The following is a 15705-nucleotide window of genomic DNA, read 5'->3' on the forward strand; positions in this document are numbered from 1 at the left end:
ACTCATGCGGTTGCGGGCGCTTGGCTGGGGGGTAACAGGCGTTTTCGTCGTCTCGGGGTGTTTTCTTGCGGGACTCGGCCTGGCGTGGTCTCTCACCGGGGAGGACCGGCTGGCGCTGCTGACCGGCTTCGCTTTTGCTGCCCTCGGGGCGCTGGCCTATCTGGTGGTGGTGCTGGAGCGCTACTGGTCGGACGTAGAGCGGCAGATCGCAGATGCCGCCGATGTCGCCCCGCGCCTTTCTGCCCGCATTGCCGCGCTGGAACGGGAATTGGCAGCCCTGGCCGCCCAATTGCAGGACCGGAACAGCCAGAACTCCGTGGAGCTGACGGCCGAGGTCGAGATGCTGCGCGTGATGGTGGAGCAGGTGGCCGGCGCCCGGCAGGACCCGGCCGACAAAGCCCTGGCGCCTACCGCACCCAAGGTGAACATGCTCTCCCTGCTTCAGGGGGCGCTGCAGGAAAGCCGGGTCGACCTTTATCTGCAACCGATCGTGCAGCTGCCCGAACGCCGGGTGGTGCACTATGAAAGCTTCTCACGCCTGCGGGACTTGCGGGGCAATGTCATCAGCCCATCCGACTACATGAGCGAGGCGGAGCGCTCGGGGCTGGTCTCGGCGCTCGACAACCTCCTGCTCTTCCGCTGCATCAATCTGGTGCGAAAGCTGGGGCCGCGCCGGCCGGGCGTGAAGCTGTTCGTCAACATCTCCGGCCGGGTGCTGGAGGACCAGGGCTTCCTGGGTGAGCTGGTGAATTTCATCTGCGCGCATCGGGGACTGGGCAGCCGTGTGGCGCTGGAGGCCACAGCGCGAGACATGATCCAGCTTCCGGCCGGCAGCCGCGAGCAGCTGACGACGCTGAGCCGCCTCGGGTTCGTTTTTTCCATCGACCATGTGACGGACCTGTTCGCGCTGGACGCCGCCTGGCTGGCGGGCATGAACGTGCAGTTCGTCAAGATCGACGCATCCACCCTGCTGGAAGCGCCGTGCCCGATGGATCGGGCCGCCTTCTGCGCCCAGTTCGAAGAGCACAACATCACCCTCATCGCCACGCGCGTCGAGGACGAGGACACGCTGGCGAAGGTGGAAAAGCTGGGCCTGCGCCAGGCGCAGGGCTTCCTGTTCGGGGAGCCCAAGCCGGCGCGCTCTGATCTGGACACGCCAAGCCGCAAGTCGGCGTAAGCCGGGAGAGGGGTTTGTTTTTGCAGAGGGTCTTGGGGCCCTCTGCACTCCCTTCGTTTTATCGGGACGTGCCCGGTCGTGCTGGCGCATCCGCTGGAGGAAGGGCGCGGCCCGGTCCTTCTCACTTTGTTGTCGGGACGCGTATCAGGCGGGCGCTGGAAGCGGGGCCCGAAGGACGAATTGGGGTCGGAAGGGGGCGAAGCCACTGGCTGAGCGCTCCCCCTGCATATTGAAGACAACCTGCTCCAAGAGGGGCAAGTCCCCCTTGGGTTCTTCTGTCTATGCGGCGCCCGTGGCACAGGCGGAGCCGCTGTTGGTGAAGCGCGCCAGGAAGGCGGGCATGTGGCGCAGGAGCGCTTCGTCCACCTGTTGCAGGGTGACATCCTTGCCAAGCGCGGCGAGGCTGGTGACGCCATAATCCGGCAGGCCGCAGGGCACGATGCCGCCGTAGTGGGAGAGGTCCGGCCGCACGTTGAGGGCGAGCCCGTGCAGCGTCACCCAGCGGCGCACGCGCACGCCGATGGCGGCGATCTTCTCCTCCCGCCCGTCTTCCCGCACCACCCAGACGCCGACGCGCCCTTGGCGGCGCTCGCCCTTCACGCCGAAATCCGCCAGCGTGTCGATGATCCAGCTCTCGATGGCGCAGACGTAGGCGCGCAGGTCGCGCCCGCGCGCGCCGAGGTTGAGGATGGGGTAGACCACCCGCTGGCCGGGACCATGATAGGTGAACTGGCCGCCACGACCGGTCTCGAACACGGGAAAGCGGCCGGCGTCCCGCAGGTCCTCCGGCCTGGCGCTGGTGCCGGCGGTATAGAGCGGCGGATGCTCGACGAACCAGACCAGCTCGCCTTCGCGCCCTTCGGCCACGGCGGCGGCGCGCGCCTCCATGGCGGCCAGCGCTTTCGGGTAGGGCACCAGATCGGGGCTGAAGCGCAGCTCCGGCGCGGGCAGGGCCGTTGTGCCCTCTGCCGCCGATGCGGTTGCGTCTATCGTTTCCCCCGCTCTTAACGTCTCTCTAACCATCTTGCGTCAGTCTGCCTCGCGAGTGACCAATTAGGACTGGGCCGAAGGAACCGGGAATGAGCGCCGTTGACAAGGTCAAGCTGGAGATCTCTGTCGTTCTTGGCCGGACCAGAATGCCGATCAAGCATCTCTTGAAAATGGGCCGTGGCGCGGTCATCGACCTGGATGCGCGCCATGACGATCCGGTGTGGATTTACGCCAACAATGAGCTGATCGCCAGAGGCGAAATCGTGCTGCTGGGCGAGCGCATCGGCGTCACCATCGTCGAGCGGGTGCGCCGCGCCGCGTAACACCTACGCGCGCTCAGGCCGCGAGGCGCGCGCTGTCTTCCAGAATCATGTCGGCGGCCTTGTCCGCGATCATCATGGTCGGCGCGTTGGTGTTGCCGGAGACGAGAACCGGCATGATCGAGGCATCGACGACCCGCAGGCCCTCGACCCCGCGCACCCGAAGGCGCGGATCGACCACCGCCTGCTCGTCGTTGCCCATGCGGGCGGTGCCCACCGGGTGGTAGATGGTCTCTGCTGATGCGCGGATGAAGGCGACCAGATCATCGCGGCTGTGAATCGCGCCCGGTTCAAGCTCGGCGCTGCCAAACGGTCTGAAGGCTGCCGCGTTGCCGATGCGGCGCGTCAGCACGACGCCCGCCAGCAGGGCTTCCAGGTCCGCCTCCGACCGCAGGTAGCCGGGATCGATGACCGGATGCCGGGCAGGATCGGGCGAGGCGAGGCGGATGGTGCCGCGCGACAGCGGCCGCAGGTGACAGACGTGGATCTGGAAGCCGTGGCGGTTCATCTCCTCCCGCACATGCGGATTGCCGAGGCTGCACATGAAATGCAGCTGGAGATCAGGCACGGCAAGTTGGCCGCGCGATTTGAGGAACCCGCCCGCAGGCGTTGGAATGTAGCCGGCAACGCCTCTTCGCCCCGCCATCCAGCTGAGGCCGGTGAGCAGGCGCGGCAGGCCATAACGGTAGCGCAGCAGCGAAATGGGGGCCTCGCAGGTCCAGCGCAGGGTAACGTCCAGGTGGTCCTGCAGGTTGCCGCCGACGCCCGGCGCATGGCGGACAACCGCAAGGCCCATGTCCTGCAGGTGATCGCCCGGCCCGATGCCGGAGAGCATGAGCAGCTGGGGCGTATTAATGGTGCCGCCCGCAAGCAGGATTTCCCCGGAAACAGGGTAGACCTGCCGTTCCTCGCCTCGCTGGACGAGGAGACCTGCGGCGCGGCCCTCGGTGAATACGATCCGCTCCGCCACGGCATTGGTCAGCACGCTCAGATTGGGTCGGGAGAGGGCCGGGCGCAGCCAGGCGCGGGCGGCAGACCAGCGCTCGCCGTTGCCAGTGGTGGAATCATAGCGGCCAAGCCCTTCGAACACCGGGCCATTGAAATCGTCGGTATCAGGCAGGGCAAGCTCGCGCCCGGCTTGCAGAAAGGCCTCGACCAGCGGGCTCGGCAGGCAACGGGTGGAGGTTCGCAGCGGCCCGCCAACGCCGTGGTGGGCGCTGGGGCCCCGTTCACTATCCTCCGCGCGCAGGAAATAAGGGGCCACGTCATCCCAGCTCCAGCCCGTGCAGCCGAGTCGCGCCCAGGTGTCATAGTCTGACGGGTGGCCGCGGGCATAAACCATGGCGTTGATGGAGGAGGAACCGCCCAGCACCTTGCCGCGCGGCCAGTAGAGGCGGCGGCCATCCAGCTGCGGCTGGGGTGCGGTCCAGTATTCCCAGTTGTGCGGCGAGCGACCGGGCGGCACCAGCTGGGCTACCCCCAGCGGCATGCGGATCAACAGGTCCTTGTCAGGCCCGCCTGCCTCGACCAGCAGCACCCGGTTGCGGGGGTTCTCGCTCAGACGGTTGGCAAGCACGCAGCCCGCAGAGCCAGCGCCCACGATGATGTAGTCCCAACGCGCGGCCATGATGCTCCCCACCCATCTGATATAACTGAATTTATATAGCAGATGGACTATATCCGAAACGGTTTTCGGACGGGGATCAGGCAGTCGTGGCGAGCCCGCCGTCCACCGGAATCACCGCCCCGGTCACGAAGCCGCTGGCGCGCGAGCCGAGGTAGAGGGCAATGCCCGCCATGTCCTCCGGTCGGCCAAGGCGGCCCATGCGGCTGGCGGAGGCCACGCCGTTCAGATACTCCTCGCCCAGCCCTTCGGTCAGCTTGCTGAGGAAATAGCCCGGCGCCACCGCGTTGACGGCAATCCTGGACGGGGCCAGCTTGGCGGCGAGCACGCGGCTCAGGTGGATGACGGCGGCCTTGGAGGTGGAATAGGACGGAGCGTCCAGCTCCGAGACGTGCAGGCCCTCGATGGAGCCGATGTTGATGACCCGCGCCCAATCGTCGTCCGTGCCGGCGGCGGCAAGCAGCGGCATCAGCTTCTGGGTGGTGAAGAACACCGACTTGACGTTGAGATTCATCACCTTGTCCCAGCCGTGCTCGGGAAAGCTATCGAGCTTGGCCGACCAGGATGAGCCGGCATTGTTGATGAGAATGTGCAGCTTCTCCTCGCGGGCATCGAGTTCGCCGGCCAGCCGCTCGATCTCCTCCATCCGGCTGAGGTCGGCAGGCAGGGAGATGCAGGTGCCATAGGCCGACAGCTCCTGCGCCAGGGCGTCGCAGGCCTCTGCCTTGCGGGCCGAAATGTAGACCTTCGCGCCGTTCTCGACGTAGGCGCGGGCGAAAATCTCGCCAAGGCCGCGGCTGCCGCCGGTGACCAAGACAACCTTGCCGGAAACGGAGAAAAGGTCTGCAATCTTCAGGCTCATGGAGAAGCTCCTGGGGAGGTGCGTGAGGCCATCATAATCATAAAATCTAAGGTTGTTTGATGACATTTATGACATGCAGGCAACCGCCTGGCTGCTCCAAGGTCGGAGGGGCAAGCCTGCGCCGAATGGTGGCCGCGCCGCGCAGCCTCTCGCCTCCCGCTGCCGCATGGGGCATAAGCGGCGCGCAACCCCGCGCACCCGCATGTGGGCTAAAGGAGCAAGGCGTGGAGAAGACCTCAGTATTGTTCGTGTGCCTTGGCAATATCTGCCGTTCGCCGGTGGCCGAGGGCGTATTCCGCCATCTGGTCGAGGAAGCCGGCCTCGGGGAGGCGGTGAGGATTGATTCCGCCGGCACAGGCGACTGGCACGTGGGCTGCAGCCCGGACCCGCGCAGCTGCGCGGTGGCGGCCAAGTACGGTATCGATATCGCCGGCCTCAGGGCACGCCAGATCAGCCGCGAGGATTTCAGCCGTTTCCGGTTCATCATCGCGCTGGATGACAGCAATCTGGAGAATATCCGCGCCATGGCGCCGATGGGGCATCAGGCCCGCATTCAAATGCTGCTGGATTTCGTCCCCGGCATGGAGGGTCAACCGGTGCCCGATCCCTACTACGGCGGCGAGGATGACTTTGAGGAAGCCTTCCGCCTGGCCCGGGTGGGATGCGAGGCGCTGCTGGAGGCGGTGCGCGCCGACCTGGACAAGATGACAGCGGGCAAGAACGCCTGAGGTGAGAATGCAAGAAAGGCGGGCCGTGGATGCCCGCCTTTTTCTGAAGCTCGTAAAATTCTGCGGGGTGCCCCTGGCGCGGCCTACTGTGCGCGACGCGAACGGCGCAGGGCCGCCGCGCCCAGCACGGCAAGGCCAAGAAGGCCGATCGTCCCCGGCTCCGGCACCGGTTCCGGTCCGGGGCCCGGTCCGCCATCGCACTCCGGCAGGCCAGGGCCGCCGCAGCTGACGAAGGAGCCCGCCTGCAGGAAGGCGACGGAATCGAAGAAAGAGTCGGAGCTGTCGGCGATCGAGAGGATCAGGGTGTTGATCGCCCCCGGCGTGACGCTCGCTGTCAGTTCGAAAATCTGCGTCAGGCCTTCCAGATCCAGGTCCGTGATGTCGCCGAAGCGGTTGTCGCGGAACAGGTCGCAGTTGGCGGCATTGTTGCCGGCAAAATCACCGCAGTTCACGGTGTTGATGGTGACGGGCAGGTCCGTCCCCGGCACCAGTGCCCGGTTCTCTCCGTTTACCTCGGCGGCGAACACGTCGTTGAAGGCGGTGCCGACGGAAAACTGGTAGTCGTTCGAGCCGAATACGTAGAGCAGCGAGACCTCATTGCCGACCGGCGTGAACTCGATGGTCAGCGTGGAGGCGTTGAACGTCGGGTTGCCGCCATTGTATTCCTCGAGCGCCGGGTTGGGGAGCGCCACGTTGTTGGTGTTGAAGCTGGTGGGCAGGGTGTTGAGAGTGCCACTTGTCAGCGCGACGCCGCTGTCGAAACCAATGTTCGAACTGTTGCCGTTGGTGAACGATCCCGAGGCGACGTTCGCGCCGGTATAAGCGACGGAATTGATCGTGATACCGGAGTTCTCCGCCAGGAGAAGGTTGGCCAGTGCCTCCGGCGTTGTCGTGGTCAGATCGGTGAAGGCGGGGACTGCCTGGGCAGCGCTCGCGATGCCGACGGAGAATACAGCTACAGCCGCAAGTCCGAGCAAACGCATAAGGTGCTCCTTTTATCATGCCGACAACATGCCGCTGTAGAAACGCAGGCAATATTCAGGCCAAACCGGACCTTTTAAAAAGACAAGAGTTTCAAGGGCGAAGGCGGCCACGCCGCCATCGTTTTCTGAAACTGGTAGCTTCAGCTGTAAAACAAACCGGCAGATGGGGTGGCAGGTTCCCTGCTTGGAAAAATTCCAAAAAGAATGCAGGCGCATGGCGGTTCGCGGCAGGGGGAAGCCCAACCTCCACCGCGTGGAAAAGGAAAGGGGGCGGAACTGGCCTCCGCCCCCTTGATGCAGATAAGGCGCGGAGGGCAGCCTCAGCCCCGGCGGCGCGAGCGGCGCAGGCCGACGATGCCGAAGAGCGCGAAAGCGCCGATACCGAGCATTCCGGGCTCGGAGACCTGCTGCGGATTGCACGGCGGCTGGTTGGGGCCGCCGCAGACGGTGAGGGAGCCGCCACGCAGGAACACGGCGGAGTCAAAGGCCTCGTCCCAGGTATCGGCAATGGACAGGACGAGGGTGTTGACTTCACCCGGCGTCACGTTGGCGACGATGTCGAACGCCAGGGTAAAGCCGCCCAGGTCGAGATCGCTGAGATCGCCGTTCCGGTTGTCGCGGAACAGGTCGCAATTGGTGGGACTGGTGCCGTTCTCGTCGCCGCAGTTCACCGTGTTGATGGAGACCGGCGAGTTCGAGCCCGGCACCAACGCCCGGTTTTCGCCGTTCACCAGGAAGGCGAACACGTCATTGTAGCTGTCATTGACGTAATCCGGATATTCGGCCGAGGCGAAGACGTAGGAGAAGGTGATCTGGTTGCCCTGCGGCGTGAACTGGATGGTCAGGGTCGAGGCATTGTAGGTCGAGCGGCCGCCGTTGTATGCGCCCAGCAGCGGGTTGCCGCCGGCACCGTTGTCGGTGTTGAAGTTGGAGCCCATGTTGCCGAGCAGACCGGAGCTGAGCACGATCCCCTGGTCGATGCCAATGTTGGAGCTGTTGCCGTTGCTGAACAGGCCGGACGCGCTGCCCGCACCGGCATAGGAGGCGGAATTGACGGTGATGCCGCTGCCCGAGGAGAGCAGCGCATTGGCCATATCCATCGCCGATGCGGAATTCATGTCGGTAAAGACCGGGGCGGCGGCGGCAGTGCCGCTGATTCCACCCGCCAGCAACGCAACGGCAACAAGCTTGAACGTGTGCATTCCTTGCTCCTGTGAACTGCAGTTGTTTCCGGACCGCAGAAAGCAAGTATGATGCCAACGTTTGTATTAGCTAATATATCCTATTTAATTCAGGAGCTTGCTGCCAGAATGGCTGGGCCGGCCGCATATATTCGGTGTGTTTCGTCAATAAATCCGACGGTTTCGCTGGCGTTCTAAAACGCGCTGAACCCGCAAACGCAAGCGGGCCGCTGTCACCGGGTGGTGGCAGCGGCCCGCCGTCTTCCGACCTGTCGGGGGCAGAATGCTTAGTTCTTGGCCTTGTCGACCAGCTTGTTGGAGCCGATCCACGGCATCATGGCGCGCAGCTCGGAGCCGACCTTCTCGATCGGGTGGGCAGCGGCGGCCTTGCGCGAAGCCTTCAGCTCCGGCTGGCCGGCGCGGTTATCGAGCACGAAGTTCTTCACGAAGCGGCCGGACTGGATATCGGCCAGCACGCGCTTCATCTCCGCCTTGGTCTCATCGGTGATGATGCGCGGACCCGTCGTGATGTCGCCATACTCGGCGGTGTTGGAGATCGAGTAGCGCATGTTGGCGATGCCGCCCTCGTACATCAGGTCGACGATCAGCTTCACCTCGTGCAGGCACTCGAAGTAGGCCATCTCCGGCGCGTAGCCGGCCTCGACCAGCGTCTCGAAGCCCGCCTGGATGAGGTGGGTGAGGCCGCCGCACAGCACCGCCTGCTCGCCGAACAGGTCGGTCTCGCACTCTTCACGGAAGTTGGTCTCGATGATGCCCGAGCGGCCGCCGCCGACGCCCGAGGCGTAGGCCAGCGCCACGTCATGGGCGTTGCCGGTCACGTCCTGGTGGACGGCGATGAGGCACGGCACGCCGCCGCCCTTCACATATTCACCGCGCACGGTGTGGCCGGGGCCCTTCGGCGCGATCATGATGACGTCCGTATCCGCCTGCGGCTCGATGAGACCGAAGTGCACGTTGAGGCCATGGGCGAAGGCCAGCGCCGCGCCCGGCTTCATGTTGCCCTTCAGGTCGTTCTCCCAGATGGCGGCCTGATGCTCGTCCGGCGCCAGGATCATCAGGATGTCGGCCCACTGGGCGGCTTCCTTGTTGCTCAGCACCTTGAAGCCGGCGGCTTCGGCCTTCTTGGCGGAAGGCGAGCCCGCACGAAGCGCGATGGCGATTTCCTGCACGCCCGAATCCCGCAGGTTCTGAGCGTGGGCGTGGCCCTGGCTGCCATAGCCGACAATGGCGATCTTCTTGGTCTTGATCAGGTTCACGTCGGCGTCGCGATCGTAATAGACCCGCATGGTAAGTCTTCCTTCCGTTGTTGCTTGCGGCCTGTTCTGCCTGGCCGTTTGTTATGCCTGCCCCAGGGGCTCGCGCAGGGGGCTGGTTCAGGGATGCCTGAGGGTGGTAACGCCGCGCGCGATGGCGACGACACCGGTGCGAACAACCTCGGCGAGGCCGAGTTCGCGCATCAGTTCGATGAAGGTGTTCACCTTCTCCGTGGAGCCGGTCAGCTCGAACACGAAGCTGTGGGTGGAGGCATCGACCACGCGGGCGCGGTAGATATCGGCGAGGCGCAGCGCCTCGACCCGCTTCTCGCCCTGGCCGGTCACCTTCACCAGCGCCATTTCCCGCTCCACATGCGGGCCCTGGACGGTGAGGTCCGCCACCGAGTGCACCGGCACCAGCCGCTCCAGCTGCGCCTTGATCTGCTCGATGACGATTGGCGTGCCGGAGGTGACGATGGTGATGCGGCTGATGAGCTGGTCGTGCGTGACCTCGGCCACGGTGAGGCTGTCGATGTTGTAGCCGCGGCTGGAGAAGAGGCCGATCACCCGCGCAAGGACGCCCGCCTCGTTATCGACGAGGACGCTGAGCGTATGGCGTTCGATGGGGCTGTTCTGCTGCAACATGGTTCGTTCCTGGGCTCGGGCCTGGATCGGGCGGACCCCTTCTGCGGGGCCGCGCCGTCTTCAACTCCTGTGGTGGGGGCGCTCCCGGCCCGTAAGCCGGGAGCCGGGGGGTGAACGTGGGGTCAGACGAGGGCTTGGGCCTCCTCGGAAAGCTCGCCCGAGACCTGCTCGGGGCTGAGAATCATCTCGTTGTGGCCCGCGCCCGAGGGCACCATCGGGAAGCAGTTCTCCAGCTTGGCCACGCGGCAGTCCACCATCACCGGGCCGGGGGTTTCCAGCATCGCCTTGATGCCGGCTTCCAGCTCGCTCGTGGTCTCGATGCGAAGGCCGGTCCAGCCATAGGCCTCGGCCAGCTTTACGAAATCGGGCAGGGCCTCGGAGTAGCTCTCCGAATAGCGGCCCTCGTAGGTGAGGTCCTGCCACTGGCGGACCATGCCCATGTATTCGTTGTTGAGGATGAACACCTTGACCGGCAGGCGGTACTGCTTGGCGGTGGACATCTCCTGAATGTTCATCAGGATCGAGGCTTCGCCCGCGATGTCGATGACCAGCGCATCCGGATTGCCCATCTGCGCGCCGATGGCCGCCGGCAGGCCGTAGCCCATGGTGCCGAGACCGCCGGAGGTGAGCCACTTGTTGGGCTTCTCGAATCCGAAATACTGGGCCGCCCACATCTGGTGTTGGCCGACTTCCGTGGTGATGATCGGGCTCTTGTCCTTCGTCGCCTCATAGAGGCGCGAGATGGCGTGCTGCGGCAGGATGACCTCGCCGGTCTGGCGATAGGCCAGGCACTTGCGCTCGCGCCAGGCGTTGATCTGGCCCCACCAATCGGTGAGCGGCTTCGGGCCCTGGGCCTTGGCCTTCCACAGGGCGATCATGTCCTCCATCACCCGGCCGACGTCGCCGACGATGCCGATGTCGACGAGCACGTTCTTGTTGATGGACGAGCGGTCGATATCGACGTGGATCTTCTTCGAGTTCGGCGAGAACAGGTCGACCCGGCCGGTCACGCGGTCATCGAACCGCGCGCCCAGACAAACCAGCACATCCGCGCCGTGGGTGGCGAGGTTGGCCTCATAGGTGCCGTGCATCCCCAGCATCCCGAGGAACGCGGGCGACTGGGACGGAAACGCCCCCAGGCCCATCAGTGTCGAGGTGACCGGGAAGCCGGTGACGCGCTGCAATTCCTGCAGCAGCTGCGCCGCTTCGGGGCCCGCATTGATGATGCCGCCGCCGGTGTAGAGCACGGGGCGCTCCGCATTCAGCATTAACTCGATGGCGGCCTCGATGTCCGTCATCTCGCCCTTGATCGTGGGGCGGTAGGTCTTGTGCTCGATCTTGCCCGGATTGCGGTAGGTCGCCTTGGCGATCTGCACGTCCTTCGGGATATCGACCACCACCGGGCCGGGACGGCCATTGGTGGCGATGTAGAAGGCCTCGTGAATCACATCGCCCAGGCGGCCGGCGTCCTTCACCAGATAATTGTGCTTCGAGCAGTGGCGGGTGATGCCGACCGTATCGCACTCCTGGAAGGCGTCATTGCCGATCAGGTGCGTGGCGACCTGACCGGTCAGCACGACGATGGGAATCGAATCCAGCAGCGCATCCGTAATGCCGGTGACGGCATTGGTCGCGCCGGGGCCGGAGGTGACCAGCACCACGCCCGGCTTGCCGGTGGAACGGGCATAGCCCTCCGCTGCGTGGACCGCGCCCTGCTCATGACGGGCGAGGATATGGCGAATCCGGTTCTGCCGGAAAAGTGCGTCGTAGATGGGAAGGACAGCGCCGCCAGGGTATCCGAATACGACCTCCACGCCCAGGTCCACCAGGGCCTGAACGATGATCTCCGCACCGGGCATCGGCTCGCCGTGCATCTTCCTACTCCTTCCCTCACCGCGCGGGGGCGCGGCATATGCAATACTCACGCGCGAAGGGCAGGCATACGCATCCCGCCTTTACGGCGCTTACACACAGTGAGGGCTTGGGTATTGTTTCAAACTTTCAAAGTCAAGCCGATATCTCGTAATATTGTTGCAATTTGCTCTTTCTGGATTTCCAGATTGTGCGATCGGATAAAGTGCCAATCCCGGCACTGGTTGCGGAACCAGGTGTATTGCCGCTTGGCATACTGGCGGGTCGCGCGCTGGGCGCTCTCAATAGCTTCTTGATAATCCATGCGTTTTTCGAGGAGGGCGACAAATTCGGGCACGCCGACCGCCTTCATCACCGGCATCTCGGGCGCGAGATTGCGGGCGAGTAATTTTCTGACTTCTTCCAGGGCCCCCAACTCGACCATTGTTTCAAGCCGCTGGTCGCAACGGGCATAAAGAATCTCCCGGTCCGGCAGAATCACGCATCGCGCAACCGGCCCCACATCCGGCCTGTCGGCAAGGCCACCGGTGGTCTCGGCTTGATATTGGCTGAGCGGCGTGCCGGTCGCCAGCACCACCTCCAGCGCCCGGGCGATTCGCTGCCGGTCACGCGGGCCGAGGCGGGCGGCGGTGACGGGGTCGAGGCGCGAGAGCTCCGCGTGCAGCGTCTCGGGGCCTTGGCGCTCCATGCGCGCCCGCACGTCTGCCCGCACGGCCTCGTCGATATCCGGCACAGGCACGATGCCGTGCAGGAGCGTTCGCAGGTAAAGGCCGGTGCCGCCGGTAATGATGGGCAGGCGGCCTTCACCCCACGCGGTTTCAACCGCTTGTATCGCCTGTTCCGCCCACCAGGCGGCCGAGCTGGCCTGGCCGCCGTCCAGCACGCCGTAGAGCCGATGGGGGGCGCGGGCCTCATCCTCGGGCGAGGGGCGGGCGGTCAGCACCGAAAGATCGCGGTAAAGCTGGAGCGCATCGCCATTGATGACGGTGCCCGGCGCAGTTTCTGCCAGCCATAATGACACAGCCGACTTGCCGCTTGCCGTCGGTCCGGCAATAAGCACCAGCGGTTTTCGGGAAAGGTTGCTCATGTCGATGTTGGTTGCCACGCTCGTCGCGCCCTGGGAAGGGCCTGTTCTTACATCCAGCCTGGTTCAGCGGGCAAAGGACGCCCTGCAGGCTGCTGGCGCTCGGGTGACGGAAGAGGCTTGGCTGGAGCCGGAACGGGCGGCGGATCTGTTCGCAAGCGGGTTGACCCGCACGCAGGCGCGCGCCGTTGTCGAGGATGCTCTGGCGGGCGAGGGGGTGGACGTGATCGTGCAGGAGGCGGCGCACCGCCGCCGCAAGCTGCTGATCGCCGACATGGACTCGACCATGATTACCATTGAGTGCATCGACGAGCTGGCCGACTACGCCGGGGTCAAAGAGCAGGTGGCCCGCGTGACAGAGGCCGCCATGCGCGGCGAGCTGGACTTCGAGGGCGCGCTCGATGCCCGCGTCTCCCTGCTGGAAGAGCTGGAGGAGGCGGTGCTGGAGCGCTGCTATGCCGAGCGCGTCACCTTCACGCCGGGCGGCGCGGCGCTGGTGAAGACCATGGCCGCCAACGGCGCGCACACGGTTCTCGTCTCGGGCGGTTTTACCTTCTTCGTCGAGCGGGTGGCGGCCAAGCTGGGTTTTGCCCAGCACAAGGCCAATGTGCTTGGCATTCTGGATGGCAAGCTCACGGGCAAGGTGGACCGGCCGATCATCACGGCATCCGTGAAGCGGCAGACGCTGCTGGAAGAAGCCGCTCATCGCGGCATCAGCCTTGATGCCTGCCTTGCGGTGGGGGACGGGGCCAACGACATTCCGATGATCGAGGAAGCGGGCCTCGGCGTTGCCTTCCACGCCAAGCCGAAAACGGAAGCCGCCGCCAGCGCCTCCATTCGCCATGGCGACCTGACGGCCCTGCTGTTTGCCCAGGGCTATCGCCGTGAGGACTGGGAAGCCGCGCGGTAAGGAGATTCAGGGATTTTGATGCTTTGCAGGGGACTCGGTCCCCTGCACCCCGTTCGTTTGTTAGGCTCGCCCAGCATGGCGGACGCGGCCCATTCTGAACTCGGGAGTTCATTGGAGCGCGCCCTTCATCGCGTGCACGCCCCCAAAGGACAGGGAGGTGCAGGAGGGTTGAGACCCTCCTGCAAACAATCCAAAAGAAATCAGAAGCTCTTCTTGGCGGCGAGCAGGCGGCGATAGGTGATGTGCCCCTGGCGTAGCAGCTTGGCCCGGCGCGCCCAGAGTTCGGCTTCCTTGATGACCACGTTGACCAGCTGGGCCTGGCCGGGCTGGGCATGGAGCTCGGCGACCACCTTGTCCGCCCCGGCCCAGGTCTGGTCGATGAGGGAGACGTAGTCGGTCGACAGGTCATCATCCACGCGTACGTGGTAGCCGCAGCGCACCAGGATGTCCCGCAGCTCCTCCACCCGCACCAGCGTCAGCTTGCGCGGCTCCCGATCCGACCAGTTTTGGAAGGCCGGGTTGTCCAGCGTCTCGTCGCCCGCGAGGAAGTAGTCGGTGATGAGGGCCAGGCCATCCTTCTTCAGGCTGTCCTCCACCCGCACCAGCAGGTCCTGCTTGTCCTCGATGAGGGACAGGAAGCTGTCGATCAGCACGCGGTCGAACTTGCGCTCGAACGGCTTGGGCTCGTCCAGATCGAGGAAGGTGAGGGGCGCCTTCTTGGCCATGCCCGCGATGGCGGAGAGTTCGCTGCCTGCCGCCACCAGCGAGGCCGAGGTCTCGTAGCCCGTCACCCACACGCCGAAATGCTCGGCGAGCGTGCGGGCGGGGCCGCCAAGCCCCGCGCCCAGGTGCATCATGCTCATCTCGGGCGTGAGCGTCAGCAGCTTGGAGATGGCGACGATATGCTCCGGCCCGCCCGGGCCGCAGAAGCCGCGCCCCCAGATGAGCTGGGCCACGTCGATTCGGTTCTGGTCCCACGGGTCGATGGGCAGGCCGGTTTCAGGCTTCTGGTTCGCTGTATCGCCTTGCAGGGGCGTAATGAGCGTCGGGACGGCGTCCTTCTCGGTAACCTCGGGCTCGGCGGCCGGGCGGACTGTCTGCTTCAGCGCGCGCCGGGCGAGCTCCTCGGCGTCATAACCCTCCCACCAGGCCTTCAGACGAAGCGAAAGCGGAATTTTCGCTGGTTTCTTTGCAACGCTCATGGCGAGAAAACCCTAATGCTTCTGTCAATCAGGGGAGCACTGCGCGCCGGCTTTGCCGTCGCTTGCCTGTGCGCCGGCGATCTCTGCGCTGATGACCTGCAGGGCGAAGGAGACGTTGCCGTCGCTCGGGGCGAACGCGAGGCTGATGCCGTCTTCGGTCCGGCGGATGACCGTGCCTTCAAGGCTGCCCGCCGTTGGGTGCTCCAGCCGGACCAGAGTGCCGGGGTTGGGGCCGCGACGCATTTCAAGAAAGGCCCCCGCAGCGGAAATATCGCGCAGGCGGCTGTTCAGGGGGCCGTCCGGCGTATGCAGGATGCAGGAGCTACGGACCCAATACCGTGGGGCGGTGCGCCGATTCGTTGCCTGTCCGTCAAAAACCTGCCTCATGACTTCCCCACGGACCCCTCTGAAGTTTGCCTTATGTTGAAGAAGGATAACCAACAAATTGTTAACGACGGCCTCTGACACACCCAGGGCGCAATGCCATTATATTTCGCAAACCCATGAGTTGTCGCAGGAATCGGTTCGTTACGTGATGGCTTGCACAATCGTGATACGTCGACTAACCATAAGGGATCACGGGCAACGGGGGGCTCGTGACCGCGGCTTCGGTTGAGCGCTGCTTGCAGCGATCCCGAAGCCGCGTTTCTCTTTTTTTCAGCTTTGTACGTCTGTAAAAGAGCGCGGCCTTGGGCTGCCCGAGACGCTGTTGTTTTACAGGGCGCGCCCCTGATTTTTCGCCCGCCGACGTGTCGCAGCGATTCGCTTTGGCCTGCAACCGGAGGTCGAGCGGTAACATCTTCTTAAATTTCTGATTCGCATAGTTGGCCCGAACAGCCTCGTGAATGGGGAG

At 64.8% G+C, this 15705-nt stretch carries 16 protein-coding genes; 4 read left to right on the plus strand and 12 right to left on the minus strand.

The genetic code is table 11. The features are described from left to right. Positions 1-4: 4 nt before the first annotated feature. Positions 5-1177, plus strand: coding sequence for an EAL domain-containing protein (locus L0C21_RS06235; RefSeq protein ID WP_259277532.1), 1173 nt, complete (start codon positions 5-7; stop codon positions 1175-1177). Positions 1178-1456: 279 nt separating this feature from the next. On the opposite strand, the gene lipB is transcribed toward L0C21_RS06235, so the two are convergent. Then, the gene (gene lipB, locus L0C21_RS06240) at positions 1457-2200 is read right to left on the minus strand and encodes a lipoyl(octanoyl) transferase LipB (RefSeq protein ID WP_259277533.1); all 744 of its coding nucleotides are present in this window, start codon (positions 2198-2200) and stop codon (positions 1457-1459) included. 56 nt (positions 2201-2256) lie between these two features. On the opposite strand from lipB, the gene L0C21_RS06245 reads away from it, so the two are divergent. Continuing rightward, on the plus strand, positions 2257-2490 hold the full coding sequence (locus tag L0C21_RS06245) for a FliM/FliN family flagellar motor switch protein (RefSeq protein ID WP_259277534.1): 234 nt from the start codon (positions 2257-2259) through the stop codon (positions 2488-2490). 13 nt (positions 2491-2503) lie between these two features. Here L0C21_RS06245 and L0C21_RS06250 read toward each other — a convergent pair whose 3' ends face one another. Together L0C21_RS06250 and L0C21_RS06255 are read right to left on the minus strand one after the other, a co-directional pair. Further along, entirely contained in the window at positions 2504-4114 is a 1611-nt protein-coding gene (locus L0C21_RS06250) for a GMC family oxidoreductase (protein ID WP_259277535.1), read from the minus strand. Positions 4115-4190: 76 nt separating this feature from the next. Then, positions 4191-4973: an SDR family oxidoreductase gene (locus tag L0C21_RS06255; RefSeq protein ID WP_259277536.1), complete on the minus strand. Its 783-nt coding sequence runs from the start codon at positions 4971-4973 to the stop codon at positions 4191-4193. Between the two features lie 224 nt (positions 4974-5197). Here L0C21_RS06255 and L0C21_RS06260 point away from each other — a divergent pair, with 224 nt between their 5' ends. Further along, positions 5198-5701 carry a low molecular weight protein-tyrosine-phosphatase gene (locus L0C21_RS06260; protein ID WP_259277537.1) on the plus strand — a complete coding sequence of 168 codons (504 nt, stop codon included), beginning with the start codon at positions 5198-5200 and terminating at the stop codon, positions 5699-5701. Between the two features lie 83 nt (positions 5702-5784). Here the strand turns inward: L0C21_RS06260 and L0C21_RS06265 are convergent, their stop codons facing one another. From L0C21_RS06265 to miaA, 7 genes are all read right to left on the minus strand, one after another. Beyond that, on the minus strand, positions 5785-6684 hold the full coding sequence (locus L0C21_RS06265) for a choice-of-anchor L family PEP-CTERM protein (protein WP_259277538.1): 900 nt from the start codon (positions 6682-6684) through the stop codon (positions 5785-5787). 15 nt (positions 6685-6699) lie between these two features. Continuing rightward, the gene (locus L0C21_RS06270) at positions 6700-6900 is read right to left on the minus strand and encodes a hypothetical protein (protein ID WP_259277539.1); all 201 of its coding nucleotides are present in this window, start codon (positions 6898-6900) and stop codon (positions 6700-6702) included. A gap of 104 nt (positions 6901-7004) precedes the next feature. Next, positions 7005-7886: a choice-of-anchor L domain-containing protein gene (locus tag L0C21_RS06275; protein ID WP_259277540.1), complete on the minus strand. Its 882-nt coding sequence runs from the start codon at positions 7884-7886 to the stop codon at positions 7005-7007. Positions 7887-8152: 266 nt separating this feature from the next. Beyond that, entirely contained in the window at positions 8153-9172 is a 1020-nt protein-coding gene (ilvC, locus tag L0C21_RS06280; RefSeq protein ID WP_259277541.1) for a ketol-acid reductoisomerase, read from the minus strand. A gap of 87 nt (positions 9173-9259) precedes the next feature. Further along, complete coding sequence (ilvN, locus tag L0C21_RS06285) at positions 9260-9784, minus strand: acetolactate synthase small subunit (protein WP_259277542.1); 525 nt, start codon at positions 9782-9784, stop codon at positions 9260-9262. Between the two features lie 122 nt (positions 9785-9906). Then, positions 9907-11658, minus strand: coding sequence for an acetolactate synthase 3 large subunit (locus L0C21_RS06290; protein WP_259277543.1), 1752 nt, complete (start codon positions 11656-11658; stop codon positions 9907-9909). Positions 11659-11777: 119 nt separating this feature from the next. Beyond that, positions 11778-12761 carry a tRNA (adenosine(37)-N6)-dimethylallyltransferase MiaA gene (gene miaA / locus L0C21_RS06295; protein WP_259277544.1) on the minus strand — a complete coding sequence of 328 codons (984 nt, stop codon included), beginning with the start codon at positions 12759-12761 and terminating at the stop codon, positions 11778-11780. On the opposite strand from miaA, the gene serB reads away from it, so the two are divergent. Beyond that, positions 12748-13650 (plus strand): phosphoserine phosphatase SerB, encoded by a 903-nt coding sequence (gene serB / locus L0C21_RS06300; protein WP_259278833.1) that lies wholly within the window; start codon positions 12748-12750, stop codon positions 13648-13650. The two genes, miaA and serB, sit on opposite strands and share 14 nt — an antisense overlap. 200 nt (positions 13651-13850) lie before the next feature. Here serB and L0C21_RS06305 read toward each other — a convergent pair whose 3' ends face one another. Both L0C21_RS06305 and L0C21_RS06310 read right to left on the minus strand, forming a co-directional pair. Further along, positions 13851-14852, minus strand: coding sequence for a methyltransferase (locus L0C21_RS06305; RefSeq protein WP_259277545.1), 1002 nt, complete (start codon positions 14850-14852; stop codon positions 13851-13853). Between the two features lie 24 nt (positions 14853-14876). Beyond that, positions 14877-15239: a PilZ domain-containing protein gene (locus L0C21_RS06310; RefSeq protein WP_259277546.1), complete on the minus strand. Its 363-nt coding sequence runs from the start codon at positions 15237-15239 to the stop codon at positions 14877-14879. Positions 15240-15705: the final 466 nt, after the last annotated feature.

Origin of the sequence: Pedomonas mirosovicensis, from assembly GCF_022569295.1 — a bacterium.
GTDB lineage: Bacteria > Pseudomonadota > Alphaproteobacteria > Sphingomonadales > Sphingomonadaceae > Pedomonas > Pedomonas mirosovicensis.

Bases quoted from the DNA above. Each gene is read 5' to 3' on its own strand.
- L0C21_RS06290 (WP_259277543.1), bottom strand. From the start codon at position 11,658: ATGCACGGCGAGCCGATGCCCGGTGCGGAGATCATCGTTCAGGCCCTG.
- ilvC (WP_259277541.1), bottom strand. From the start codon at position 9,172: ATGCGGGTCTATTACGATCGCGACGCCGACGTGAACCTGATCAAGACC.
- L0C21_RS06265 (WP_259277538.1), bottom strand. From the start codon at position 6,684: ATGCGTTTGCTCGGACTTGCGGCTGTAGCTGTATTCTCCGTCGGCATC.
- serB (WP_259278833.1), top strand. From the start codon at position 12,748: ATGTTGGTTGCCACGCTCGTCGCGCCCTGGGAAGGGCCTGTTCTTACA.
- L0C21_RS06270 (WP_259277539.1), bottom strand. From the start codon at position 6,900: ATGCGCCTGCATTCTTTTTGGAATTTTTCCAAGCAGGGAACCTGCCAC.
- ilvN (WP_259277542.1), bottom strand. From the start codon at position 9,784: ATGTTGCAGCAGAACAGCCCCATCGAACGCCATACGCTCAGCGTCCTC.
- L0C21_RS06305 (WP_259277545.1), bottom strand. From the start codon at position 14,852: ATGAGCGTTGCAAAGAAACCAGCGAAAATTCCGCTTTCGCTTCGTCTG.
- L0C21_RS06275 (WP_259277540.1), bottom strand. From the start codon at position 7,886: ATGCACACGTTCAAGCTTGTTGCCGTTGCGTTGCTGGCGGGTGGAATC.
- lipB (WP_259277533.1), bottom strand. From the start codon at position 2,200: ATGGTTAGAGAGACGTTAAGAGCGGGGGAAACGATAGACGCAACCGCA.
- L0C21_RS06245 (WP_259277534.1), top strand. From the start codon at position 2,257: ATGAGCGCCGTTGACAAGGTCAAGCTGGAGATCTCTGTCGTTCTTGGC.
- L0C21_RS06250 (WP_259277535.1), bottom strand. From the start codon at position 4,114: ATGGCCGCGCGTTGGGACTACATCATCGTGGGCGCTGGCTCTGCGGGC.
- L0C21_RS06255 (WP_259277536.1), bottom strand. From the start codon at position 4,973: ATGAGCCTGAAGATTGCAGACCTTTTCTCCGTTTCCGGCAAGGTTGTC.
- L0C21_RS06235 (WP_259277532.1), top strand. From the start codon at position 5: ATGCGGTTGCGGGCGCTTGGCTGGGGGGTAACAGGCGTTTTCGTCGTC.
- L0C21_RS06310 (WP_259277546.1), bottom strand. From the start codon at position 15,239: ATGAGGCAGGTTTTTGACGGACAGGCAACGAATCGGCGCACCGCCCCA.